This is a genomic window from Microcoleus sp. Pol10D4 (assembly GCF_036701555.1).
Classification (GTDB): domain Bacteria; phylum Cyanobacteriota; class Cyanobacteriia; order Cyanobacteriales; family Microcoleaceae; genus Microcoleus.
The window spans coordinates 137549-161983 of record NZ_JAUBRA010000002.1 but is presented as its reverse complement, the minus strand read 5'-3'; the positions used below and the strand labels follow the sequence as shown (position 1 = coordinate 161983).

The following is a 24435-nucleotide window of genomic DNA, read 5'->3' as shown; positions in this document are numbered from 1 at the left end:
ACAGGCCAGATGCCTGTTCCACAAAATTAAATTTTATTGTGGAACTGGCGGGATATCCCGTTCCTCAACAGGTAATTGACAATGGTGCAAAATGTATGTAAGTTGAAAGTTACATATTAAAGTTACATACACTTTGCACCCTTCTTAAGAACAGGCAAGATGCCTGTTCCACGAGTTTTCTATATGATAGCCAGATACTGGAAACGAGATATAATCCCCCCGCCGTTGCCCCTACAGCTTTAATTTCTCATGCGGTATCCGACGCCGTGAACGGTTTCAATTAAATTCGCGCCGCCAACCGACTCAAGTTTGCGCCGCAGCAAGCGCACTTGAGCTGCTACCACATTGCTAAAGGTATCTGCGCTCGCCTCCCATAGCTGATTCCGAATTTGGTCAGTGGTGATAATTTGGTTCGGATGTTTCATAAAATATTCTAACAGTTGAAATTCTTTGTTTGTCAGCGAAATTATCTGGTTTTTGCCGTTGCGATCGAGATGGCACACAGTTCGAGCTCCGCAGTCCAAAACCAGATTCCCTACCTGTAGTTGTTGCGGTTGAATTTGGGGCGATCGCCTTTGCAAAGCCCGCAATCTTGCTAACAGTTCCGCCATGCCAAACGGTTTAACTAAATAATCGTCAGCCCCGGCATCTAGTCCCGCCACTTTATCTTCCATTCGGTCTTTTGCTGTCAGCATCAAGACGGGGAGAGCGCTATTTTTAGCACGCAATCTCCGCAGCAGTTCCACTCCTGACAATCCTGGTAGCAACCAGTCAAAAATAGCGAGGGTGTATTGCATCCAGTGACTCTCTAAATATTCCCAAGCTTGATTGCCATCTAGGGCCCAATCAACTATATATTTTTCCTGCTTTAAGGTTCGCTCGATCGCTTTCCCTAAATCTGGCTCATCTTCAACTAGCAAAACTCTCATAACTCTAATTTATAGCGGTAAATCCTTATACATTGTTAGCGATCGACAGCATCTACCCCAACATCTAACATCACATACTGAGATGAAATCAGCATGAAATTTTATGACCGAAACTAATTGGATCGCAAGCCCCCGGATTCATTCCAACGCGCAGGCTGACTGACGGGAATAAATCTAAAATATAAAATCTAAAATCTAAAATCGATTGACTTCCCAGAAAAAGATGATAGTTGACAATTATTGACAACAAGCTGGTAATGTCTTATAATCTAGCACGAGTGAATATTTGATAAAAATTTTCAATAAGTATGACAGATTTATCCGATCGTCCCGCCATGAAAAAGCCGGGGCGCTGGAGTCGCCGCCAACTGCTACAGCTAGGAATAGCTGGGGCTGGGGTAGCGGGCGGCGCGATCGCACTTCAACACTTGACTCGCAAACCGACATCAGTCGCGAGAGTACCGCCCATGCCTGCAGATGCAATCACCGTCAGCAATATCAACCCGATGCAAATTGCGCGGGATTTTGATTACGGCACGGTGACGCGCGAAAACGGGCGCACGGTACGCGAATTTCGCCTGGAAGCTAATACTTCGATCGTCCAACTTAATAGCGCCGTCACCTTCAACACCTGGAACGTGAACAATCGCGTGCCGGGGCCGACATTAAGGGCAACTGAGGGCGATCGTATCCGGGTCATTTTTTATAACAAAGCCGGACATTCTCATTCGCTGCACTTTCACGGCGTTCATACCAGCGAAATGGATGGCGTTAAACCAGTGAAAAACGGTTCGGTATTTATTTATGAATTCGATGCCGCGCCCTACGGAGTGCATCTATATCACTGCCATATTGCTCCCGTAACGCGCCACATCGGTAAAGGACTATATGGAATGTTCATTATCGATCCGCCAAAACCCCGTCCTCCCGCCGATGAAATCATGTTAATCATGGGAGGATACGACGTAAACGACGATGAAAAAAACGAACTATACGCTTTTAACGGGTTGCCCAATTATTACATGAAAAACCCGCTCCCTATTTACCGAAATCAGCTAATCCGGCTGTATGTTCTCAACCTGATTGAGTACGAAGCAGCAGTGACTTTTCACCTGCACGCCAACTTTTTTGATGTGTACCGCACGGGAATGACTTTAACTCCCAGTGAAAGAACCGATGTAATTACAATGGGAGTAGCTGAACGGCATATTTTAGAATTTACCTACGGCTACCCTGGAAAATATATGTTTCATCCCCATCAAGATGAGATCGCCGAAGCAGGCTGCATGGGGGTATTTGAAGTCATCGCTTAACCCACATCCTGCTACCACGGTGCGCCGCTTCAAAGAAAGTATGAAATTATTTGACAAGATCGATCGCAAATAGGTAGAATGAATAGCTTGCAAATTGAGAATTATTCTTAATAACTTGTAAGTCCAAATGCACATAATGTAAAAATTAGCAACAGCCATGTTACCATCCTTTCGCTTATTACCGACCGCCACGGCTACAGCCATCCTCGTTGCTCTGGCCGGTTGCGTTTCCACCCCCACCGCCAGCAACACCGGCAGCACAGTCTCACCCGTTGCCACAGCCAGTCCCGCATCCACAAGCGGCCACAGCATGAACCACGGCGGCAAAGGTGGCATCAACATCAATACTGCCATTCTTTCAGAGTTAGATAAACTCGAAGCCAAGTTAGGAGTACCGGCACTTTCTAACAAGATTCAAGCCAGCCGTCCTTACGGGAAAGTCGAAGAATTGGTATCAAAAAATGTCATTACTCAACCCCAATTCGACGAAATTAAAGACATGGTGACTATTGAAGATGTCGTCCTCACAGGTGAAGCCAAAGATGTAGACTACATGACTAAACTTGGCTTGATGAAAGGGCATCTTTTCGTAGCAAAAGAACTCTTGGATCAAGGCAAACCCGACCAAGCAGAACCGCACATCGGGCATCCAGTCGAAGAAATTTATGCCGATGTGGAAGATCAGCTAAACGAGCGTAAAATTCCTGAATTTAAGGCTACTTTAATTAAATTGCAGGATTTAGTTAAAGCGGGTGCAAAAGATCCGGCTCAAGTGAATGCGGAATTCGACACATCAATGCAAGCAGTTGATGGAGCAATTGCCGCCCTTCCCGAAGCGCAGCGAAAAGATCCGAAATTCGTGCTGCAAGTGATTAACGGCTTGCTAGATACAGCTAATTCCGAATACGGAGCGGCGGTTGCTAACGGCAAAATTTCCGCAATTATTGAATACCAAGATTCGCGGGGTTTTGTCATGTACGCGGAAAGCCTGTACAAAGATATTGCCGATCAAGTGGCTAAAACCAGCCCGGAAATCGATAAAGCAATTGTTGCCAACATGACTGAACTTAAGACAAATTGGCCAACGGCGATCGCACCCCCTGCCCCCGTAAAAACCACCGAACAAGTCAGCCAGCTCGTTAAAACGATCGAAAGCGACAGCCAAAAAGTTCTCAAACCAGCATCGTAAGTAAAAATATCCCTCTCATCAAGAGCGGTAATTGGTAAATAATCTGCCAATTACCTCGCTCATTAACCACTCTCATTCCCAGCATAAAAAAATGAATTTTGGCGAAGCATTGCCCACATTTGTAATTACCCTCCGCGAAGGAGTCGAAGCCGCCTTAGTTGTCGGAATCGTTCTCGCTTGTCTCAAAAAATCAGGACAAAGTTATTTAAGTCCTTGGGTTTTCGGCGGTGTTGGCGTTGGACTGATTGCCAGCGCTTTAATAGGTGTACTGTTCGGCTGGACTATTCAAATTTTGTCCGCATCCAATCAGCCTTTTGCACCGATTATGGAGTCGCTGCTAGAGGCCACTTTTGGGGTGATAGCGATCGCAATGCTGAGCTGGATGCTGATTTGGATGACCAAGCAAGCGCGATTTATGAAAGCCGAAGTTGAAGGCGCTGTAAGTGCTGCCTTAACGCAAAACTCTCATGCTGGTTGGGGCGTATTTAGTTTAGTTTTTATAGCCGTTTTGCGCGAAGGGTTTGAAACTGTTTTGTTTGTCGTCGCCAAGTTTCAACAAGGCATTATTCCGGCGATCGGCGCTTTGGGAGGAATACTTTCAGCCGCCGGACTTGGTGTCCTGCTTTTTAAATGGGGAGTCAAAATTAATATCCGCCTGTTTTTTAAATATATGGGCATTTTATTGCTCTTTATTGTAGCGGGTTTAGTGGTATCTACTTTGGGTATTTTTGACAGCGCGATGACTATTTTATCGCAAACAAATCGCGAATCAGCAGCACTGTGTTTCTATTACGAAAGATTTACTAAAATCCACTCTTGCATTCTCGGGCCGATGGTCTGGAATATCTCCCCACTGCTTCCCGAAGAAAAGTTTCCCGGTTTGTTGTTGAGTGCGCTGTTTGGATACACGGATAAGCTCTATGTCGTGCAGGCGATCGCCTATTTAATGTTTTTAGGTACTGTGGGTGGCATCTACTTCCAAAGTTTGGCAGGTCGAGTGTTTTTCCCGTTCAAAAAAAACTCAGGTAACCAAATAAGAAATTAAGTGCGATCGAAACGCGATCGGCTTTTTAGTGGAAATGGAGGAGGCAGTTGTTTGTTGCTAATAACTAATGCGCCCCTAAGTTAGAGCGCATTAGGAAATCAGCTATCTATTGACTGAAGGTAAAACGACCGTCAACTTTTTCGCCGTTAATATCCGCAGTCATTTTTACTGGATACTGACCGGGTTCTTTGCCGGGAAACACCACAGCGTAATGTTTGCCCTCAGCATCATACTTGAGAGCTAGGGTTTGCTGCTTCCCATTCGGTAACTGCACTTGAGCCGTCACTTTGGCGTTAGGAACTGGTTCCTTCTTATCCCCTTTTTGCAAATAAAGATCTAAATGAGTTCCGGTAGCTTCTTTTTCAGGTACAAACTCTAAATAGTAAGCTCCAGACTTTACAACTTGCCCCCCTTTAGTTGCTGTTGCAGGAGCAGTGGCCGGAGCAGAAGACGCAGGTTGAGAGGCGACAGGAGGGGATTCTGAAGTGGTATTTGGATCGCTTGCTTGGTCGCCTTTACTGCAAGCTCCCAAAAATAACAATCCGACGCTGCCTAAAATAATTAAATTTGATTGGAGCGATTTCATTTGTTTGAGTCTTTGCGTACAATGATTAAAAAGTATGACACACAAACCTGAAATCAGGATGAAATCTTCAGACTTTCATACAGGTATTCGGCTGGCGACCTCGGAAATTAAATATTTTTATAATTCTTAATGTTTCCCCCCTTGACTCTATAGCCGACTTGAGAGTTTATGCTATTTATAGTTTCCCAAAGAAACTTTTCGATCCTAGATTCCCCGGTAAAAATTAATGACTAAAGCAACTCAGACTAAACGATTCACTCTCGCAGCTTTGACGGCAGTTCTCCTGACAGCAGGTACAGCCGCTGTTGTCTTTGCTGCCGGCTCCTGCACTACTCCTACTCCTGACTGCCCGCTAGCTAATTGCGATAAATAATCCTTATTTTCCCCGGTGTGTGTAGATTACCTCACGGATTTTTAGCAGGGATAAGCAAGAGAATATCCGACAGCAGCAGTAACTCTGTTTTGAGTTACTGCTGCTTTTTCAGCCACTAGAATTATGGACAAGATAGAATATTTTATAATAAGAACCTGGCTGAGTATAACCAGCACAAAAAAGTGAAAGTGGCTACCGCTATAATTAGATGGTTCAAACTTACCTAGAACGGCTGTGACAAAATTTGAAACAGAATCCCTAGAAAAGCAGCTACTAAAAATTGGAGAACTAGCCAAGCAAACTGGTGTTGCTGTAGGCACCCTGCGATACTATGAAAGCTTAGGATTACTAGAACCTGCCTTACGCAGCAGTAGTGGGTACCGTTACTACACAGCCGATGCTGCCAGACAAGTGCAATTTATCAAGAAAGCCCAAAGACTCAACTTTTCTCTTCAAGAAATTCAGCAAATTTTGGCATCTCGCCGTCAAGGAATAACAGCTTGTCCGCTAGTGCAAGACTTATTAAGTCGCAAAATTGATTTCCTTGAGGAGGAAATTCAGCGCCTGAGTGCGTTCAAAGCTGAGTTGGAAGCTTATAAAAAACTTTGGACAAATCGAGCTTCTGATAATCCCGATAGCGAAGAACTTTGCAGTTTAATTGAGGAAGTTGAGTAGGCTTTATCAGTTCGCTATTTCAGCTTTAGCTACCTTCCCGTCTTCAATAACTGGCTGAGGTTGTTGAGGTAGTAAAAAATGCCCAAATTGAGCATACAAAGCTGGCAAAACTAACAGAGTTAAGGCTGTAGAAGTAAACAATCCACCCAACACCACAACCGCCAGAGGTTGCAAAATTTCTTTGCCTGCGCCTGTACCAACTACCAGGGGAACCATGCCTAAAGCAGAGGTAAAAGCTGTCATCAAAATCGCCACCAATCTTTCCATCGCACCTTCTTTAATTACTTGCTTGAAAGGCATTCCCTTGCTTAGTTTTTGATTGAAATTATCCACCAAAAGCAAACCGTTACGAACCGCTACTCCAAATAAGGTGATAAAACCCACAAGTGAAGCTACAGAAATGATGCCACCACCGATCGCAATCGAGAAAATTCCTCCTACTAATGCAAGGGGTAAGTTAATCATAATCATCAGCGCACCTGCAAAAGAATGGACAGCAAAGTACATCAGAACCGCAATAATTACTGTTCCTAAGCTACCAAATAGGATTATAGTTTGGGTAGCTCGTTCTTCTGATTCAAATTGTCCACCATACTGAATAAAATAACCTGAAGGCAAGATTACCTGCTGTTGTACTTTGGTCTTAATTTCATTAACAACTGAGCGTAAATCTCGTCCTGACACATTCGCAGCCACAACCAATAAACGGGAAACATTTTCGCGGTTGATCGTATTAGGGCCAGTACCGTATTCAATTTTTGCGACTTGTGCGAGTGGGATCTTCTGCCCAGAAGGAGTATCAACTAATAAGTTACGAATAGTATCAAGATTACTGCGACTTTCCGGTTTCAACCACACCAATAAATCAAATAACTGCTGTTCTTTAAGGACTTGAGATACTACTTTCCCATTCAAGGCAGTTTCTATAGTTTCTGTAAGACTTCCAATAGTAAGTCCGTAACGTGCAGCCGAAGCTCGCTCAAATTTAATCTGTAACTGACGAATGGGAATTTGTTGTTCTAACTGCAAATCAACAATACCTTTTACCTCGCCCATAGCTGTTTCCACTTCCTTCCCAATCGCTCTTAATTCTATCAAATCAGGCCCAAAAACTTTCACCGCGATCGCACTTCTCACTCCTGAAAGCACTTCATCCATCCGATGCGAAATAAAGCCTCCCACGCTGGTAGCCACACCCGGTAATTTATTAAATTCCTCTCGAATTTTGGCAATACTTTCTTCTCGCTTTTTAATGCCAATATCGCTCAGTTCTACATCCAAATGTCCTAAATTTACCCCTCCGGCATCAGCATCACCGGGCGCACGTCCCGATCGCAATTGTACTGCTGTAAATCGAGGGTCATCTTTGAGAGCATTCTGCATTGAAAGTCCCATATCATTAGTAGCAGACAGGGAACTCCCAGGATAAAGTAACATTGTATTAACTAAAGATCGCTCTTGAAATTCGGGTAAAAATACTCTTCCTAGTGAGGGAAGCACAATTAAGGAAGCAATAAAAGCAGCGATGGCTGGCAATAAGATGAATTTCGGACGATTAATTGCCATATTCAAAGCAGGACGATAAAGCCGTTGGCTAAATGCCGACACCCAAGTATCATCCGATGGCAATTGACGATTTGCTAATAAGATAGCGCAAAGAGCAGGGGAAAGAGTCATTGCTACAAAAGTAGAGGCCATAATAGAAACTAAATAAGCCACTCCCATTGGGGTAAAGATTCGCCCTTCTACTCCCGTTAAATAAAAAATCGGCGCAAATACAATAACAATGATTACTGTAGAGAAAATTACACTGGTGCGAACCTCTACCGAAGTGCTATAAACAATTTCAAAATCGTCTTTAGGCTTGCCATCTACTTGATTTTTTTGCAATCCCCGATAGCAGTTTTCCATATCCACAATTGAGTCATCCACAACAGAACCAATTGCTACTGCCAATCCCCCAAGAGTCATAGTATTTATCCCTTCTCCAAACCATGATAAAATCAACATTCCTATCAGCAAGGACAAGGGAATGGCGCTGAGAGTGATGAGAGTTGTGCGCCAATTCATCAAAAACATCAGCATGATTATTGAAACAATAATGATGCCATCTCGTAGGGAATCTCGGACATTTTCAATAGCAGAATCAATAAAACTTTCTTGGCGAAAAGTTACTTGTACTTTCACATCCTGGGGTAATCCGGCTTGCACTTCCTCCATTGCTTTTTCAACTGCTCTGGTCACAGTTGGAGTATCAATTTGAGGCTGCTTGTTTACCAGTAAAACCACTCCTCTCTCACCATTAACACTACCATCTCCTCTAGCTAGTGCTGCTCCCAATTTTACCTCTGCCACATCGCGTAATTTGATGGGTTTTCCATCCCTAGATATGACTACTGATTCTGCCAATTCTTCAATGGTTTCAATCCGACCTACGCCACGAATAATTTCTTCGCGATCGGGTGTAATCAAAAATCCCCCAGACGCATTGGTATTTGATTGCTGTGCCGCTTTTGTCACATCTTCTAAAGAGATATTAAATGCAGTTAATTTGACGGGATCGACCAAAACTTGATACTCTCTAACATCACCTCCATAGGCAATTACTTGTGATATTCCCTGCACAGCAAGTAATCTGTTAGTGACATCTCGATCGACTAACCGTCGCACTTCCATTAAATCAGTATTTGGCTCCTTTCCTTCTGCTTTTAGGGTGAAGGCATACATTAAAATTGTGGCAATCGGAGAAGATACAGGAGATATTTGCGGTTCTTCAACACCTTGAGGCAACTTTGATCGGGTTTGCTGTAAACGTTCAGCAACTAATTGTCTCGCTTGATAAATATCTGTATCGGCTTTGAAAATTACTCGCACAACTGAAATACCTACCGCCGAAGAGGATCGCACGGTTTCTACCCCCGGAGTTCCATTGACTGCGCTCTCAATTGGTAAAGTGATTAAAGACTCTACTTCTTCAGGGGCCAATCCAGAAGCTTCTGTTTGAATTTCTACTTGAGGCGGGGCAAAATTAGGAAAAACATCAAGGGGCATTATAGTTAAATTATAACTACCCAAAAAAGTGACTATTATTGCACCGATTACAACTAGCCAACGTTGAGCGATCGACCATTTGAGGATTGAGTTGAGCATGAAGTGAAATAGTGGTAATTATTATTTGAGCTATTTGGACATAAGAATATAAAATCAGGATAAAAAGCGGATTGTTCGCAGAAACTATGTTTATTAAAATTAAGGCGAATTGTCACACTTTATTAGTTCCGGCAACTTTCCGATCGCTCTTGCGGCGACCAGCCATAACCCCAACTAAGAAACCTACAGTACATAAGATTGTTCCTCCTGCTACTCCCGCCAACCATAGAGGCATTGGAAAACTCTTAAAACTAGCCTCTATTCCATTTGGAGTTAAGGCCGTCTTTTCCTCAGATTCTGAATGTTTACTATCACCTCGCAAAGATTGAGCATAAAGTTGAGGAGCGCGTTGAGTAACTATTAAATCTGCCTCAAACAAACCACTTTTCACCTCAATTAAATCCCCGGAAGTATTACCTAAAGTAACTTCAACTGCTTGAAAAGCATTGCCATTTTGCAGGTAAACCAACTGCTTCCCATTAGCTTCTACAATTGCTGAGGTAGGAATTGCAAGAACTGGTGTTGTAGTTCGACTGGTTAATATTTCTAATTCGGCAAACATATTCGGTTTGAGGACACCATCACTATTATCAATTTCCGCTTTGACAGGAATAGCCCGGCTTTCACCTTCTACCACAGAGCCAATTAAGTTAATTATTCCGGTGAAAGTGCGGTTAGGGAAACTAGCAATTTTTACCCTTACTTTTTGACCTGACTGGATTTGATTCAGGTCTTTTTCGTAAATATTTGCTGTGGCAAAAACGCTGCTGTCATTTAAGATACTCATCAGCGGTTTTTCCGCCGAGTTTACTGACTCTCCTGGAGTGATTTCGCGATCGGCTACCGTCCCGGAAATCGGAGCAACTACGGTAACGAGTCCTCGATCGTTGGCAGCACTTCCTAATTGTTGCAGCCGCGCTTGATAGGCTGCGTCAGCCAAGCGAATGCGCGACTGAGCGACTTCGACGGCAGTTTTGCCGCGTTTGACTTGGTTCTCGGCTTCTAGGACTTCCCGGCGACTCAGAGCTCTGGTAAGTTGAGCTTTTGCTTCTGCTACTCTGCCTTGAGATTCCCGCAATTCCCGCATAGGGAGGTCTACTTCGGCTTGTTTAATTTCGGTTTGGGCTTTGATAACTTCAGGACGGCTTTTTGCCTTAGCAACATTGGCTTTGGCTTCGGCGAAGTGGGCTTGCGATTCCAGCATTGTGCGCCGCGCGATCGCCCCTGATGCCACTAATTCTTTGTCGCGATCGAACTGTTCTTTCGCAATAGTTAATTCCGTTTCTGCCCGCGCTATTTCGGCTTGCGCTATTTCAACTTGACGCTGATAGTTTTCTTTAGCGGCTTGCACAACAGAACGCTTGTTTACTAATTCTTGTTCTTGCTGGTACTGCTTAGTTACCGCTGCCAATTGGGTTTGGGCTTGGGCGATTTCTGCTGCGGATATTTGAAGTTGGCGATCGTAATTTTCTTGAGCTAACTTAAAGTCAGCCTGCGCCTGCTGCAAATCCCCTTCAGCTTCGGCTCGTTTCGCGATCGATTCCACGCGCAATTGCCCTAATTCCGCACTGGATAAAACAGCAACAGGTTGACCTTTTGATACTTTGTCACCCGGTTTAACTAGCAACTCAACCACTGTGCCGCTGACGGGAGCCCGAACTTCAACTTTTTGGTTGGGTAAAGTCTCAATTTGTCCGGTAGTTTTAATGCCCACAGCCAATCGCTGAGCTTTCACTGACTCAACTTTAATTCCGATCCGCTTCGATGTTTCCGCATCAACAGAAATAGTGGCTGGAATTTGAGTTGTTTCGCCGCTTTGGTGAAATTCATCTCCGTGTCCCGCGTGTGCCAAAACGACAGCCGGAGAACTTAGCAAAATTAGGCTGAACAAAGTTCCAGAAAAGCTGCTAATAATTGCCGGAGATTGAGCATATTTGTGAAATATCATCGTTGGCATTATCCTTGAAATCAGGTTGAGTGCCACAGGTTTAGCAGTTGGTATTTTGCCAAGGTAAGTAAGTGATACCCATTAAGTAAAGTTACTTATTAGCATTTTCCAAGAAGCGACCGCTAAGCAATGACCAAGAGCTAGAAATGCTCTACTCAACCTAGTATTTCACGGTCAAATGAAATTAGGATGAAATTTCGCATCAGCAGCCCAGATGCCCACCAGCTTCTAAAATACGAAGATAAGTTTCGCCTAATGACAAGCGATTTTGCTGTAGATTTTTTTCCGGTTTTTTTATCTCTGCTTGGGCTTCAATTTCGTTTGTCAATGCGCTCAGTAGCTCATCTACGGCTGCATTTGATTTATAAGTGCTGTTTAATTCCAATGTATTCAATATCATAAACTACCCTCTCTATCTATATAGCTTTTTGCTGACCTATCTACTACTTTAGAGGTAGGGCTTATCCATTGTCTACAGTATTCTTACGTAACTTCTACTACTTTAGAGGTAGGGCTACTCAATTATCTACAGTATGTTTAGGTAATCTCAGAAAACTGAGGTGGAGTCAGACAAATGCTGACAGCCACAGTCGAGCTACATTACTTTGTCTACCAAGGTTGTCGCCACTTTTTCATTTGCTCAATTTCTTGTTTTTGTGAACCAAGTATTTTCTTAACTATTGAGCTACTGTGATTAATGTCACTCATTTTCGGGATGTGGGTCACGTTTTGTTGAGGTGAGCTAAATTACTGTTTGTACCAAGCTTGCCGCCACTGTTTCATTTGCTCAATTTCTTGCTTTTGCGAAGTCAGAATTTCTTGAGACAATTTCTTCATTTCCGGGCGTTTTGACTTCTTCAAAGCATCTTCAGCCATCACTAAAGCTCCTTCGTGGTGGGGAATCATCGCATTGATAAATCGCAAGTCAAATTGGTCGTCAGCGGCCCCTAAATCCATGCTCATCATCATGCTTTGCATTTGTTCGGGAGTCATTGCCATCATGTGACCCATTGGAGCGTGATAAGCCATCGGCGTACTGCTGGCTTTGGGATACCAAGCTTTTCGCCACTCTTTCATTTGATTTATTTCGCGGTTTTGAGCAGCAATTATATCAGTCGCAAGTTTTTTCATTTCCGGGCGTTTGGATTGTTTAAGCACATCTTGAGCCATGTTTACAGCACCTTGATGGTGTACTGTCATGCCATCAATAAATCGCAAATCGTAGTCGGCATCAGCCGGGCCTAAATCCATTGACATATCGTGATTCATGCCATGATTCATACCACCCATGCCGCCGCCTTGTGCCACGTTTTGCTTGTTGTTTGCTTCGGTTGCAGCCGTAACGTTTGGGGCTTGAGTTTCACTGGAAGGGGCTTTTGAACAAGCTGCAAGCACTCCACTGGTTAAAGCGGCTGTGGCGGTCAACATCAGTGCTGCAAAGCCTGTTTTCAATGAAATTGGTTTCATAGAGCTTATATCCTTAAAACGGCCATTTATTTTCAGTTTTTCACATATAAATGAAATTAGGATGAAATTTTTGCGGCGAACTTGTAAAGAATTATTGCTCTGCCCTCGATCGCACTCAAAGTTAAGATTTACAGAACTCACTTGAACCTGATTATGTAGGGTACGCAGTGCGCGCCTTACGCCTATGGGTAGCGTGTCAAACCACTTTTTTCATAATTCCTGATTTATTTTACAATTCCCCTTGACTCTCCTGTGGACTGGAGACTTTACAATGGAGTTAATTCATTGATTGAGCAGAGTAGTTTCTGCTGAGGTTGAAATTATGACTTTACAGCTAAAAGTTCCTAAGATGGCTTGTTCTGCTTGTGCGACTACAATCACAAAAGCAGTCCAAGCCATTGACTCAGCCTCAAAAGTTGAGGCCGATCTCAAGACAAAATTGGTCACGATTCAAACAGCTAAGTCAGAAAGTGAAGTTAGGAAAGCGATCGCATCTGCTGGCTATCCAGCTATTTAAAGACAGAAGGTAATTGTCTAATTTAGGAGGGGATCTATGGACAATCTCACACTTAAATTGCGGGGCATGAGTTGTGCTTCTTGTGCTTCATCTATCGAACAAGCCATTCAATCTGTTCCCGGCGTACTTGAGTGTCATGTCAATTTTGGGATGGAACAAGCAACCATCCAATACGACTCCCAGCAAACCAACTTAGAAACTATTCAATCGGCGGTTGACGATGCGGGATACGAAGCTTTGCCGCTTCAAGAAATGGCGGCGCCAGAGGATGATTCCGAACAAGCCGATCGCAAATCGGAATCTCAAACCTTGCAGCGAAAACTCTGGACAGCAGGTATCATCAGCATCCTGCTAGTTGTGGGCGCTATTCCAGCGATGACCGGCTTGCACCTGCCATTTATTCCCGCGTGGCTGCACAATTATTGGCTGCAATTAGTCCTGACATCCCCCGTACAATTTTGGTGCGGGAAATCGTTTTATGTGGGAGCTTGGAAATCCCTAAAACGGCGGGTGGCAACAATGGATACTCTGATTGCCTTGGGTACAAGTGCTGCTTACTTTTATTCTGTATTTGTGACATTTTTCCCAGGCTTATTCACAGCCCAAGGTTTAAATTCTGGCGTTTACTACGAAGTTGCCGCCAGCGTTATTGCCTTAATTTTGTTGGGGAAAACCCTAGAAAATCGGGCGAAGGGAGAGACTTCGGAGGCCATTCGCAAACTCATGGGTTTGCAAGCAAAAACTGCTCGGATAATTCGCAACGGGGAAGAGTTGGAAGTGCCGATCGCCCAAGTGGAGATTGGCGATGTCGTGCAGGTGCGGCCGGGCGAGCAAATCCCCGTAGACGGAGATGTAATTGAGGGGGCTTCGACGGTAGACGAAGCAATGGTTACGGGAGAAAGTTTGCCTGTCAAAAAGCAGCTTGGCGACGAAGTTATCGGAGCCACAATTAACAAAACTGGCAGCTTCCAGTTTCGGGCGACAAGAGTTGGCAAAGATACATTTTTAGCTCAAATTGTCAAGATGGTGCAGGACGCACAGGGTTCAAAAGCACCGATTCAAAAGTTAGCAGACCAAGTGACTGGTTGGTTTGTTCCCATAGTAATTGCCGTCGCTTTAGCTACTTTTATTATCTGGTTTAACGCGACTGGAAATATCACTTTGGCGATCGTAACAATGGTGGAAGTGCTGATTATTGCCTGTCCCTGTGCTTTGGGCTTGGCGACTCCGACTGCTGTGATGGTGGGAACTGGGAAAGGTGCAGAAAACGGGATTTTAATTAAAGGAGCCGAGAGTTTAGAATTGGCTCACCAAATTCAAATTATCGTGTTAGATAAAACTGGAACTCTCACAGAAGGCAAGCCGACTGTAACTGATTTTGTGACCATTAAAGGAACGGCGAACAGCAATGAGTTAAAGTTGCTGCAATTGGCGGCGTCTGTAGAGCGAAATTCGGAGCATCCTTTGGGGGAAGCTGTTGTTAGATATGCTCAATCCCAAGAGGTAAATTTGACGGATGTTAAGAATTTTGAGGCGATCGCCGGGAGTGGTGTACGAGGGGTTGTAGGCGGAAAGTCGATCGCCCTGGGAACGCTGAGGTGGATGCAGGAACTCGGCTGCGATACTGAATATCTGGAACTGCGGGCGAGAGCTTTGGAAGTTGCAAGCAAAACGGTTGTTTGGATGGCTGTAGAGGGCAAAATAGAGGCAATTCTGGGCATTGCTGATGCCCTCAAACCCTCGTCAGCGCAGGCCGTGAAAGCGCTTCAAAAACTTGGTTTGGAGGTGGCGATGCTGACTGGAGATAATCGCGCGACTGCAGAGTCGATCGCCCAATCCGTGGGCATTACTCGCGTTTTTGCGGAAGTTAGACCCGACCAAAAAGCAGCTCAAATCCAAGCCCTGCAACGGGAAGGAAAAATTGTCGCGATGGTGGGAGATGGGATTAACGATGCACCGGCTTTGGCCTTAGCAGACGTGGGAATTGCGATCGGCACCGGCACAGATGTGGCGATCGCCGCCAGCGACATTACCTTAATTTCAGGAGATTTGCAAGGCATAGTTACAGCAATTAAGCTTTCCCGCGCCACCATGCGGAACATCCGCGAAAATCTGTTTTTTGCGTTTATTTATAACATCGCTGGAATACCGATCGCGGCGGGAATTTTGTACCCCATTTTTGGCTGGCTGCTAAATCCAATTATCGCCGGTGCAGCAATGGCTTTCAGTTCAGTCTCTGTAGTTACTAATGCTTTGCGATTACGGAACTTTCAAGCCAAATCTAGTGCATAAATTTGGAGGAATGAGAAAAATGTTACACCATCGTCAATTTTGGGGAAGTCTCGCGAGTTTAGGACTTGTGATGGGAATTGCATCGGGAGTTCAAGCTGCCGAAATGTCCGTCCCGCATTCTACTTCAACGACTCAATTCCGCAGCATTGAACAGCCACTAGGTTTAAAAGTTGGCGTAACAATAGGTGGTTTGACATTAATAGGTTTGGAATTGTGGTGGTTTTTGTTCAGTAAAGCTAAAGGGCAGAAAGCTGAATATATTCAGGGGATACAAGAGTTGACTATTACTGTAGACGGGGGTTATGAGCCTGCCACTGTAGTTGTGAAAGCAGGTAAATTAGTCCGGCTCAATTTCTTGAGGCGCGACCCCAACAGTTGTCTGGAAAAAGTGTTGTTACCAGATTTTCACATTGTGCGCGAATTACCTCTAAATCAGGTGACGGCTGTTGAATTCACCCCTCAAAAACCTGGACGATACTTATTTACTTGCGGCATGAATATGTTTAGGGGTGTGGTGGAAGTACAAAGCTAAATCAAATAGACAGTTATCAACCTGTGGCAATTGCGACGGTTGAGGCGCGAGTTTTTTCAGCAAGAAATCGCTAAAATAGATTAAAGCTTAAAAAATTTGGAGTGAGCTAAATGCAACTACTACACACGATGCTCCGAGTCGCCAACCTGGAAGAGTCCCTCAAATTTTACACCGAGGTTCTGGGCATGAAATTGCTGCGGAAAAAGGACTATCCAGACGGTAAATTTACTCTGGCTTTTGTGGGCTACGGCGATGAATCAGACACTACAGTTTTGGAGTTAACATACAACTGGGGCGTCACAGAGTACAATTTGGGTGATGCTTACGGTCATATTGCGATCGGCGTTGATGACATTTACGGTACTTGCGAAGAAATTAAAGCTCACGGCGGTAAAGTTAGTCGCGAACCCGGCCCGATGAAGCACGGTTCAACAGTCATCGCTTTTGTGCAAGATCCAGATGGATATAAAGTTGAATTAATTCAACTGGCAAATCAAGGTAGCAACACCCAGAAAGTAGCAGCAACAACCGCATCCTAAATTTCTTAAGAGGGGGAAGGGGAAGGAAAAACTATCTTCCCTCTTCCGTTTTCCTTTTGACAACAGTCGTACCCACAACTGTCAACTGTCAACTGTCAACTGAAACTTTTAATGCGATCGCACCGACGGTACAAACTGTTGCAAATAAATTTTTTGCCACAATATAGAAAAACTGCTCCCTATTTGGCTTAAGCTATCAAATTTTGGAAGTAATTTAGATTCTCGGCGCTGGTTTAAAGCAGCGATCCCAGAAAAAAATACAGATAATACTAACAAAAATACTACTATCACACTAAATAAAATAGTCCAATAAACTAAAAATTCGCTTGTGTAGCTGACCGCGAATATCCACTTAATCACTAAATCCGATAAATACAAAAACAGCCCTACTGAAAAACCCACCCTGAATAATAGCCACGTCCACTTAAACATATCTGTTGCAGTCTTGCTATTTTTGGACGCAGAAAGTTCTAACTCTCTAATTTGGCTGTTAATATTTGAGGTGATTTCATACAAAGTATGCTGCAAAGCATCTCTGATATAATTGAGTTCATTGTCCAGGTTTATGCACTGCTCGGATGTACTTTTATCCAAGCTCAGGTTTTGGATTTGTTTGCGGTGCGCCGCCAGTTTATTGTCTAGAGTGTAATCCCATTTTTCTAGCCGATCTACAGTCAAATACAAAAGTTCCCTATTAGCATCTAACAACCTCTGGCAATTTATGATTGACTTAACTAACTTGCTGAGATTGTTGATATGCTCCTCTAGAGTATTTTGGGATTCCCTTTGTGTAGCTGACAATAAACTTGCGAGTTCGACATCCCGATCGCCACACAGCGACAAAGCCTCACCATACAAGTCGTCAATTTCCATTTGACCGAAATACAGTGACGCTTTGTACTCTTCTATTTCGGGAAGAGTCAGACATTCTAAGGGCTGATATTTTACCTTAAATTTATATACCAGCGCTGTCATAATCTGCGCCGATTTTCGGTCTAGCTTATCTTTGTAAGGTTCTAAAATAATTGTAGCTAGATTTTTTACTTTCGCTTCCGGGTGGTGCAGGAACTCAAAAATTTTGGCAAGTATTTTAGAGAATTCCCAGTCATTAAAATTATTTTCTGCAACTTCCAAAAAGTTTGTTACCGCTGCATCGTTTTCAGCATTCAATTTGTACGGGCCCGTAAGTGCGATCGCAGCAAATACTCGATCGATCCAAAACAGATATTCTTCGCAATCCATTGGCAGACTGGGCAGCAGCCAGCTAGGGCCGTACACCCAAAAATCGAGACAATTCTCATATTCCTTGTGGCTGTCATGTCTGCTGCTGTCACCTAAAGCAATTTTGTTGCTTGCTAATAGTTGAATTTGCTCTTCTACAACCCGTCGCTCAATTTCCTCTGCATTGATTGTGGCATTGACAGCACCTTCCTTGCCTTGCCATTGGCCTGCTTCATCCAACCAAATTGACTTAATACTAACAGCCGCAGACCACCGAATTAAAGGAGTCGCTCCCCCTCGCGCTTCCTGTTCTAACGCCGCCAGCAGATTTTTGCTAAAATCACTTGCTCTAGCTTCTCTCTCACTTGATATCAGCCCCTCTCGCACATTCCCCAATGCCTGAATTGCCAAAGCCCGAAACAGCAAATTCGGATGCGGTTTTCTGACGGCTTGCGGTATATTTTCTCTGAATATTCCGCTGTTGGGTACGCCCAAAACTTCAGCAAAAGGCTCGATGCCGCACTGTTGCAGGAATTTTTCAACTAGGTTTATTCTTTGCCAAGGTTGAGTATATTTAGTGAGAAGGAAGATGAGTGCTGTGCCGCTGCACCCCCTTGACTCAGGGATGTTAGTGCGATCGAGTTTCCACACATTGCTCGTCATAATTTGTCGCCATGACAATTGCTAGATATGGAGGCCGTTGTTGGATGCTGAATTCAGCATTACATTTACTATGGCTTTTTGTCAATATTAGTCTTGGACGCATAGGGAGTTATCAACCCGGTTTCACGAGTAAGTTTATTATAACTCAAGCCTAGATTTTTCCTATAAACCTAGTTGATCAAGGCCAATGTGCGTCCCGAACTCAATATATTATTTAGCAATAATTGGTCAAATGTCACACTTTTAGATTTTGCCACGAAACTCAACCTACTAAAGTCATTTTTTTGTCGGATCTTTTAAGATTTTGTCGCTCACCATTTTGTCAACGATTAAGTCGCTGATAATTTGAGCTCCGTGGGATGTAAAGTGCAAGCCGTCATTATTTTTTACATAGCCTCGCTTACCAGATTTATTAGCCATTACAGGAACAAATTTTCCGGCTTTTCCAAAAGTGTCCCAAGTAGAAATAAATTCGATTTTGGATGAAGATTTGCTGGCATTTTTATAAATATCGTTCATGATGGGAAAAGCTTTGAGATACGGAGATTTGTTAGGGATCGATTGACCGACCCAATACACTTTTCTGACGGATGACGAATCCAGTAACTTGGCATATCTTTCAACTCTTTCTTGATAAGCTTTTTGCCATTCCTTGGTCAGGACAGCGCGGCCTTTTCCTTGAGAATCAATGATATTTTGACGATCATTTGCTCCGAACAAAACTATCACTACATCCGGCTGGTAATTATTAAGAATTTGGCGAGTTCTGGCATACCAATCATAATAATCTATCCGATTTAATCCAGTCGAGACCTTATAGTCTATTTTGGTATCGGCGATATTGTATTTTTTCTTAAGAGTGTACTGGAGTTGAATTCCTAAGTCGAACATTACCGAATCTCCAATAAATAAAAATTTGCGATAAGGTATGGTCAGTTTGGGTTTAGCTGGAGTTGTTTTTTTAACTGAGGTTGGTTTTTTAACTGGAGTTTGTTTTTGAGGATTAGCAGGCTTTGGGGGTTCAACGGCAGCTTTTGTTTCGGTTTTGACAGGAGGAATTTCTGCTTCTTTGGGGAGGCTATCGAAGTTAATATCTTTAATTTTGCTCCAAAAATCTTGTTCTGATTTTCTGAAACCGTCTATTTCGATCTGGCGCGCTGCTTCTTTGATTTCTGGACTGGCGAAAGGAGTTGAAGCAAAGCTTTTTAGAAATAATGATAAGTTTGAAAATATTAAAGTGAGAATTACAGAAGTAACAATCAGCAAAATTTCCCGGTCTTTCATATTTCTTAGAAATTAAAGTAAATAAAAGGCGGCATGGTACTTGGCCCCAACATCAAGATAGTATACACGAGCAGCGAAACTAAGACAACCCGAAAAAAAATGTTTTTTAATGACAATACGGTTTGCAATAGTTCGGAGATGCGATCGCCCCACAAGTTGATCGTGCCAATGACTGCAATTACTAAATACAATTGCCAAAAGTTAAATTGAAAAGTGGCTACCGCAGGATTGACAATTCCTTCAAAAAAACTCACCGCCGTTTCCCAGTTGGGAGTGCCGAAAAATACCCAGCTACAAGTAACAAAAGTAAATGTTAGCAGCCAACTGCAAAATTTAGCCAATCTGGGAAAGGCATAGTCTAATTTAAAGTGGATAGCTTGGGGGAGATCTTTACATAAATGGTTGACAATTAATCCTAAACCGTGAATTGCTCCCCAGAAAATAAAGTTTAAACCTGCGCCGTGCCACAATCCACCGATCGCCATTGTTAAAAAGAGATTGAGGTACTTCCTCAACTTGCCGTATTTGTTGCCGCCAAAGGGAAAGTAAACGTAATCCCTCAGCCACTCGGAAAGACTGATGTGCCACCTTTTCCAAAATTCTTGCAGGCTGAGCGATCGGTATGGCATATTAAAGTTGGCAATGGGTTTAAAACCCAGCAAACAGGAGATGCCGTTGGCTAAATCCGAGTAGCCACTGAAATCTACGTAAATTAAACAGGAATAGGAAATTGCCGCGAGGATTAAATCGATGCTGCTATACTGCTGGGGGACTGTGAATGGCAGTTGAGTGAAGTTAAACAAAAAGCTCGATAAAGTATATTTTTTGAATAGTCCCGACAAAATCAAGACTATAACTTCTTCGATTTGATAGTCGTATTTTTTAGGTGAATTTAACTGCGAGTAAAATTCGCGGGCTCGCGAGATTGGCCCGGAGGCAATTTGGGGAAAGTAGGTAATGTAGGTGGCATAGTCTACAAATTTTGGACAAGGGATTTTTTGCTGGTAGCAGTCGATTAAATGAGAAATCATTCTAAAAGTGTAGAAAGACACGCCGACGGGGGCGATTATTTGCAAAACTGGAAAGTTGGCTGGAATTTGTAGCTGGTTCAGTACCTCAAATAAAGAAGTTACAAAGAAGTTGCAATATTTAAAGATGCCGAGATAGCCAATGTTGAAAATTAGACCGGAGATTAAAGCAATTTTTTTATACTTACTGTTGCAGAGAACCCGGAGAATGATATAATTGTAGAGTGTCGATAAAATAAGCAGCAATAGAAAGTCTAAACTCCAAAAGGAATAAAATAATAAACTCGAAACTAACAAGACAATTTTATACAAATCTACTTGGGGTTTCACCGAGACGATCGCGCTAAAAACAATTAGGAAAAATACTAAAAATTGGTAAGTGGGAAATAGCATAAATTTTCAGTTGCTAAAAAATCTTGATTCTGGCAATATTTTTATAAGTACGGCCAGCGAACCTATCCCGAAGGGAATCGCCCTAGTCGGTCTGAACGCACCAAATTTCGGGGTGGATTGCCGACTGTAAGCTTTTGCAACAGGTCAATTAGGTTATAACTTCCGCCTTAGTTAACCGCACTCAGAAATTCATAATCCTGTTTAAAGATTATGATGGTTATGAGACGATGTATTAACGGATAACAACAGGAATCCCCTTGATTGCGAGGAACCAACGTGCAGCCAACAGACCCTAGCAAATTTACAGATCAAGCCTGGGAAGCCATTGTCAAATCCCAGGATGTAGCCCGCCGCTTTGCCAATCAGCAGCTAGAGGTTGAACATTTAGCCATCGCCCTTCTCGAACAGCAAGGCCAGGCCAACAGCATTCTCAGCAAAGCTGGAGTTGATGCCCCCCGCTTCGCCCAGCAGTTAGATGCTTTTGCCAAACGACAGCCCAGAGTTGCCAACGCTGACCAACTATACCTCGGCCGCGGCTTAGAAGTGATGTTAGATGTTGCCGAGGCCACCAGGGCGACTTGGCAAGATAATTTTATCGCCGTTGAACATTTATTAATTGGTTTAGTAGAAGACGAACGAGTCGGCCGCAGGTTGCTGACAAAAGGCGACGGGCCGCCGGGCCGCCCAGGTTACGATCGCAAACCCCCAGCCGGTACACTCGATCGACCAAAACTCGAAGAAGCAATCAAATTAGTCCGCGCCACCGCTAAAGCCCAAGAAAAAAATTCCGAAACGGGGAAAGGCAGCCGCAGCAGCGCTAAAGCGCAAGATCAAGATGGCGAAGCTAACTCCGACGCCCTCAGCAAGTACGGCCGCGATTTGACAGAAGCCGCCAAAGCCGGCAAACTCGACCCAGTAATCGGCCGCGACGAGGAAATCCGCCGCGTGGTACAAGTTCTTTCCCGTCGTCAAAAAAACAATCCGGTGTTAATTGGCGATCCCGGAGTCGGAAAAACTGCGATCGCCGAAGGTTTAGCCCAGCGAATTGTCAACGGCGACGTACCGGAATCTTTGAAAAATCGCCAGCTATTTAGCCTCGACATGGGCAGTTTAATTGCTGGGGCAAAATTCCGGGGCGAATTTGAAGAACGATTGCGGTCTGTCCTGCGGGAAGTCATCGATTCCGACGGGCAAATTGTCCTATTTATTGACGAATTGCACACGGTTGTCGGGACTGGTGGCGGTGGCAGTTCCGGTTCGGGAATGGATGCGGGAAATTTGTTAAAACCAATGTTGGCGAGAGGTGAATTGCGCTGTATCGGCGCTACAACTCTCGACGAATTCCGCAAGAATATTGAAAAAGATCCTGCACTGGAACGTCGCTTTCAACAAGTATTTGTCGGCGAACCCAGCGTTGAAGATACTGTTTCGATTTTGCGCGGATTGAAAGACCGTTACGAACGCCACCACGGGGTAAAAATTACTGATTCGGCCCTGGTAGCTGCTGCAACTCTGTCTTTTCGCTATATTTCCGATCGCTTTTTGCCGGACAAGGCGATCGACCTTGTAGATGAAGCGGCCGCCCACTTGAAAATGGAGATTACCTCTAAACCTGTGGAATTGGAAGGCATTGACCGCCGGGTGATGCAGTTGGAAATGGAAAAATTGTCGATCGAAGGCGAGGGCAAAGGTGCTCTAGCCCCTGGGCTCGGCTTCCGCGTCGAACGCATCACATCTGAGATTGACATTTTAAAAGTTAAGCAGGAAAAATTGTCCTCTCAGTGGTTGGGCGAAAAGCAGTTGTTGGATGCAATCAATAAATTGAAAGCAGAAGAAGACCAATTGCGAGTCCAAATCGAACAAGCAGAAAGGGCTTACGATTTGAATAAAGCCGCACAGTTAAAGTACGGCAAGTTGGAAACGGCGGTGCGCGATCGCGAAGCGAAAGAAGCGGAACTTTTGAAACAGCAAGCTCAAGGTTCTTCCCTGCTGCGCGAAAAAGTTACTGAGGGCGATATTGCGGAAATTGTCGCCAAATGGACGGGCATTCCGGTTAACCGGTTGTTAGAATCCGAACGCCAAAAATTGCTGCAATTGGAAAAACATTTGCACCAAAAAGTCATCGGTCAAGAGGAAGCTGTAACAGCCGTGGCGGCGGCAATTCGGCGCGCTAGGGCGGGTATGAAAGATCCGGGGAGGCCGATCGGCTCTTTCTTGTTTATGGGCCCCACAGGCGTCGGAAAAACTGAGTTAGCGCGGGCTTTGGCGGAGTTTTTGTTTGACAGCGATGATGCGATCGTCCGTATCGATATGTCGGAATACATGGAGAAGCACAGCGTTTCTCGGTTGGTAGGAGCTCCTCCCGGATATGTCGGTTACGATGAAGGGGGACAACTTTCCGAAGCTGTGCGGAGACATCCTTATTCGGTAGTGCTGTTTGACGAAGTGGAAAAAGCGCACCCGGACGTATTTAACATTTTGCTGCAAGTGTTGGATGACGGCAGAATTACCGATTCTCAAGGTCGAGTGGTTGACTTTAGAAATACCGTAATTGTGATGACTAGCAATATCGGCAGCGACCACATTTTAGACGTGTTTACTAAGAAGGAAAAAACCGTCAAAAAACCTGCGAGTCGGAAGCAGGAAACGAAAGATTTGTCAAGTCAAAAGACAGATTATAAAGTGGCTGCCGATGGTACCGTTGAGGTGTCGGCCGAGCGAGTCGATGTTGATACTGTAACTAAGAGTGAAAACAAGACTGAACACAAGACTGAAAACAAGAGCGAAAATGAAAATTTATTGACTCAAGACCGGGAGACAGACCAAGAGTACGAACAGATGTTAAAACGGGTGATGACAGCGCTGCGATCGCACTTCAGGCCGGAATTTCTCAATCGGGTGGACGAGATAATTTTGTTCCACACTTTGAGCAAGGTCGAACTGCGGCAAATTGTCAGCATTCAAGTCAAGCGGATCGAGCGTTTGTTGGCCGAGCAAAAAATCACTTTGGAACTGTCGGATGCGGCGAAAAACCATATCACAGATGTCGGTTACGACCCGGTTTACGGCGCTCGTCCCTTGAAACGCGCTATCCAGCGGGAGTTGGAAAACCCGCTGGCTAACAAGATTCTGGAAAATGCGTTTGTCGAGGGAGATACAATTGCGATCGACTGCGAAAATAACTCTTTGCAATTTCGCAAAAAAGATTCTCGCCCAGCGCTGACAGGTAACAGTTTGTAGTTGCCGAATAGTTTGGAACAGGCATCTTGCCTGTTCCACAAATAATAAGTC

19 protein-coding genes are annotated in these 24435 nt (G+C 44.1%); 10 read left to right on the top strand and 9 right to left on the bottom strand.

Translation table 11 applies throughout. The annotated features are described in order from the left end of the window. Positions 1–239: 239 nt before the first annotated feature. Complete coding sequence (gene rppA, locus QUA36_RS02130) at positions 240–929, bottom strand: two-component system response regulator RppA (protein ID WP_333159138.1); 690 nt, start codon at positions 927–929, stop codon at positions 240–242. A gap of 308 nt (positions 930–1237) precedes the next feature. On the opposite strand from rppA, the gene QUA36_RS02125 reads away from it, so the two are divergent. The 3 genes from QUA36_RS02125 (at position 1238) to QUA36_RS02115 (ending at position 4476) form a co-directional block, all read left to right on the top strand. Continuing rightward, positions 1238–2242: a multicopper oxidase domain-containing protein gene (locus tag QUA36_RS02125; protein WP_333455265.1), complete on the top strand. Its 1005-nt coding sequence runs from the start codon at positions 1238–1240 to the stop codon at positions 2240–2242. A 157-nt stretch (positions 2243–2399) separates the two neighbouring features. Beyond that, on the top strand, positions 2400–3431 hold the full coding sequence (locus QUA36_RS02120; RefSeq protein ID WP_333159142.1) for a helix-hairpin-helix domain-containing protein: 1032 nt from the start codon (positions 2400–2402) through the stop codon (positions 3429–3431). Between the two features lie 91 nt (positions 3432–3522). Continuing rightward, complete coding sequence (locus tag QUA36_RS02115; RefSeq protein ID WP_333159144.1) at positions 3523–4476, top strand: FTR1 family protein; 954 nt, start codon at positions 3523–3525, stop codon at positions 4474–4476. 106 nt (positions 4477–4582) lie between these two features. Here the strand turns inward: QUA36_RS02115 and QUA36_RS02110 are convergent, their stop codons facing one another. Continuing rightward, a complete protein-coding gene (locus tag QUA36_RS02110; RefSeq protein WP_333450797.1) occupies positions 4583–5062 on the bottom strand; it encodes a hypothetical protein in 480 nt (159 codons plus the stop codon). Positions 5063–5288: 226 nt separating this feature from the next. Here QUA36_RS02110 and QUA36_RS02105 point away from each other — a divergent pair, with 226 nt between their 5' ends. Both QUA36_RS02105 and QUA36_RS02100 read left to right on the top strand, forming a co-directional pair. Beyond that, positions 5289–5435 (top strand): porin, encoded by a 147-nt coding sequence (locus QUA36_RS02105; RefSeq protein ID WP_333455262.1) that lies wholly within the window; start codon positions 5289–5291, stop codon positions 5433–5435. Positions 5436–5669: 234 nt separating this feature from the next. Beyond that, positions 5670–6110: a heavy metal-responsive transcriptional regulator gene (locus tag QUA36_RS02100; RefSeq protein WP_333159150.1), complete on the top strand. Its 441-nt coding sequence runs from the start codon at positions 5670–5672 to the stop codon at positions 6108–6110. Between the two features lie 6 nt (positions 6111–6116). On the opposite strand, the gene QUA36_RS02095 is transcribed toward QUA36_RS02100, so the two are convergent. The 4 genes from QUA36_RS02095 to QUA36_RS02080 all read right to left on the bottom strand — a co-directional run bounded on the left by QUA36_RS02095 (position 6117) and on the right by QUA36_RS02080 (position 12675). Beyond that, the gene (locus QUA36_RS02095; protein ID WP_333455260.1) at positions 6117–9260 is read right to left on the bottom strand and encodes an efflux RND transporter permease subunit; all 3144 of its coding nucleotides are present in this window, start codon (positions 9258–9260) and stop codon (positions 6117–6119) included. 112 nt (positions 9261–9372) lie between these two features. Beyond that, positions 9373–11208, bottom strand: a complete 1836-nt coding sequence (locus QUA36_RS02090; RefSeq protein ID WP_333455258.1) for an efflux RND transporter periplasmic adaptor subunit — start codon at positions 11206–11208, stop codon at positions 9373–9375. 202 nt (positions 11209–11410) lie between these two features. Then, complete coding sequence (locus QUA36_RS02085; RefSeq protein ID WP_333455256.1) at positions 11411–11608, bottom strand: hypothetical protein; 198 nt, start codon at positions 11606–11608, stop codon at positions 11411–11413. A 347-nt stretch (positions 11609–11955) separates the two neighbouring features. Further along, a complete protein-coding gene (locus QUA36_RS02080) occupies positions 11956–12675 on the bottom strand; it encodes a DUF305 domain-containing protein (protein WP_333159156.1) in 720 nt (239 codons plus the stop codon). Between the two features lie 322 nt (positions 12676–12997). Between QUA36_RS02080 and QUA36_RS02075 the strand changes: the two genes are divergently transcribed. The 4 genes from QUA36_RS02075 (at position 12998) to gloA (ending at position 16555) form a co-directional block, all read left to right on the top strand. Next, the gene (locus QUA36_RS02075; protein WP_333159158.1) at positions 12998–13192 is read left to right on the top strand and encodes a heavy-metal-associated domain-containing protein; all 195 of its coding nucleotides are present in this window, start codon (positions 12998–13000) and stop codon (positions 13190–13192) included. A gap of 36 nt (positions 13193–13228) precedes the next feature. Continuing rightward, positions 13229–15484 carry a heavy metal translocating P-type ATPase gene (locus QUA36_RS02070; RefSeq protein WP_333455254.1) on the top strand — a complete coding sequence of 752 codons (2256 nt, stop codon included), beginning with the start codon at positions 13229–13231 and terminating at the stop codon, positions 15482–15484. A 19-nt stretch (positions 15485–15503) separates the two neighbouring features. Further along, complete coding sequence (locus tag QUA36_RS02065) at positions 15504–16016, top strand: cupredoxin domain-containing protein (RefSeq protein WP_333365381.1); 513 nt, start codon at positions 15504–15506, stop codon at positions 16014–16016. 110 nt (positions 16017–16126) lie between these two features. After that, the gene (gene gloA, locus QUA36_RS02060) at positions 16127–16555 is read left to right on the top strand and encodes a lactoylglutathione lyase (RefSeq protein ID WP_333455252.1); all 429 of its coding nucleotides are present in this window, start codon (positions 16127–16129) and stop codon (positions 16553–16555) included. Between the two features lie 108 nt (positions 16556–16663). Here gloA and QUA36_RS02055 read toward each other — a convergent pair whose 3' ends face one another. The 3 genes from QUA36_RS02055 to QUA36_RS02045 all read right to left on the bottom strand — a co-directional run bounded on the left by QUA36_RS02055 (position 16664) and on the right by QUA36_RS02045 (position 21144). Continuing rightward, positions 16664–18439: a hypothetical protein gene (locus QUA36_RS02055; RefSeq protein ID WP_333365388.1), complete on the bottom strand. Its 1776-nt coding sequence runs from the start codon at positions 18437–18439 to the stop codon at positions 16664–16666. Between the two features lie 276 nt (positions 18440–18715). Continuing rightward, positions 18716–19723, bottom strand: a complete 1008-nt coding sequence (locus tag QUA36_RS02050; RefSeq protein WP_333455250.1) for a DUF459 domain-containing protein — start codon at positions 19721–19723, stop codon at positions 18716–18718. 5 nt (positions 19724–19728) lie between these two features. Next, a complete protein-coding gene (locus QUA36_RS02045; RefSeq protein WP_333455248.1) occupies positions 19729–21144 on the bottom strand; it encodes an MBOAT family O-acyltransferase in 1416 nt (471 codons plus the stop codon). Positions 21145–21420: 276 nt separating this feature from the next. On the opposite strand from QUA36_RS02045, the gene QUA36_RS02040 reads away from it, so the two are divergent. After that, positions 21421–24384 carry an AAA family ATPase gene (locus tag QUA36_RS02040; RefSeq protein ID WP_333455246.1) on the top strand — a complete coding sequence of 988 codons (2964 nt, stop codon included), beginning with the start codon at positions 21421–21423 and terminating at the stop codon, positions 24382–24384. Positions 24385–24435: the final 51 nt, after the last annotated feature.

Excerpts from the sequence above, each read along its gene's own strand:
- rppA (WP_333159138.1), bottom strand. The coding sequence starts at position 929 with ATGAGAGTTTTGCTAGTTGAAGATGAGCCAGATTTAGGGAAAGCGATC.
- QUA36_RS02125 (WP_333455265.1), top strand. The coding sequence starts at position 1,238 with ATGACAGATTTATCCGATCGTCCCGCCATGAAAAAGCCGGGGCGCTGG.
- QUA36_RS02120 (WP_333159142.1), top strand. The coding sequence starts at position 2,400 with ATGTTACCATCCTTTCGCTTATTACCGACCGCCACGGCTACAGCCATC.
- QUA36_RS02115 (WP_333159144.1), top strand. The coding sequence starts at position 3,523 with ATGAATTTTGGCGAAGCATTGCCCACATTTGTAATTACCCTCCGCGAA.
- QUA36_RS02110 (WP_333450797.1), bottom strand. The coding sequence starts at position 5,062 with ATGAAATCGCTCCAATCAAATTTAATTATTTTAGGCAGCGTCGGATTG.
- QUA36_RS02105 (WP_333455262.1), top strand. The coding sequence starts at position 5,289 with ATGACTAAAGCAACTCAGACTAAACGATTCACTCTCGCAGCTTTGACG.
- QUA36_RS02095 (WP_333455260.1), bottom strand. The coding sequence starts at position 9,260 with ATGCTCAACTCAATCCTCAAATGGTCGATCGCTCAACGTTGGCTAGTT.
- QUA36_RS02090 (WP_333455258.1), bottom strand. The coding sequence starts at position 11,208 with ATGATATTTCACAAATATGCTCAATCTCCGGCAATTATTAGCAGCTTT.
- QUA36_RS02085 (WP_333455256.1), bottom strand. The coding sequence starts at position 11,608 with ATGATATTGAATACATTGGAATTAAACAGCACTTATAAATCAAATGCA.
- QUA36_RS02080 (WP_333159156.1), bottom strand. The coding sequence starts at position 12,675 with ATGAAACCAATTTCATTGAAAACAGGCTTTGCAGCACTGATGTTGACC.
- QUA36_RS02075 (WP_333159158.1), top strand. The coding sequence starts at position 12,998 with ATGACTTTACAGCTAAAAGTTCCTAAGATGGCTTGTTCTGCTTGTGCG.
- QUA36_RS02070 (WP_333455254.1), top strand. The coding sequence starts at position 13,229 with ATGGACAATCTCACACTTAAATTGCGGGGCATGAGTTGTGCTTCTTGT.
- QUA36_RS02065 (WP_333365381.1), top strand. The coding sequence starts at position 15,504 with ATGTTACACCATCGTCAATTTTGGGGAAGTCTCGCGAGTTTAGGACTT.
- gloA (WP_333455252.1), top strand. The coding sequence starts at position 16,127 with ATGCAACTACTACACACGATGCTCCGAGTCGCCAACCTGGAAGAGTCC.
- QUA36_RS02055 (WP_333365388.1), bottom strand. The coding sequence starts at position 18,439 with ATGACGAGCAATGTGTGGAAACTCGATCGCACTAACATCCCTGAGTCA.
- QUA36_RS02050 (WP_333455250.1), bottom strand. The coding sequence starts at position 19,723 with ATGAAAGACCGGGAAATTTTGCTGATTGTTACTTCTGTAATTCTCACT.
- QUA36_RS02045 (WP_333455248.1), bottom strand. The coding sequence starts at position 21,144 with ATGCTATTTCCCACTTACCAATTTTTAGTATTTTTCCTAATTGTTTTT.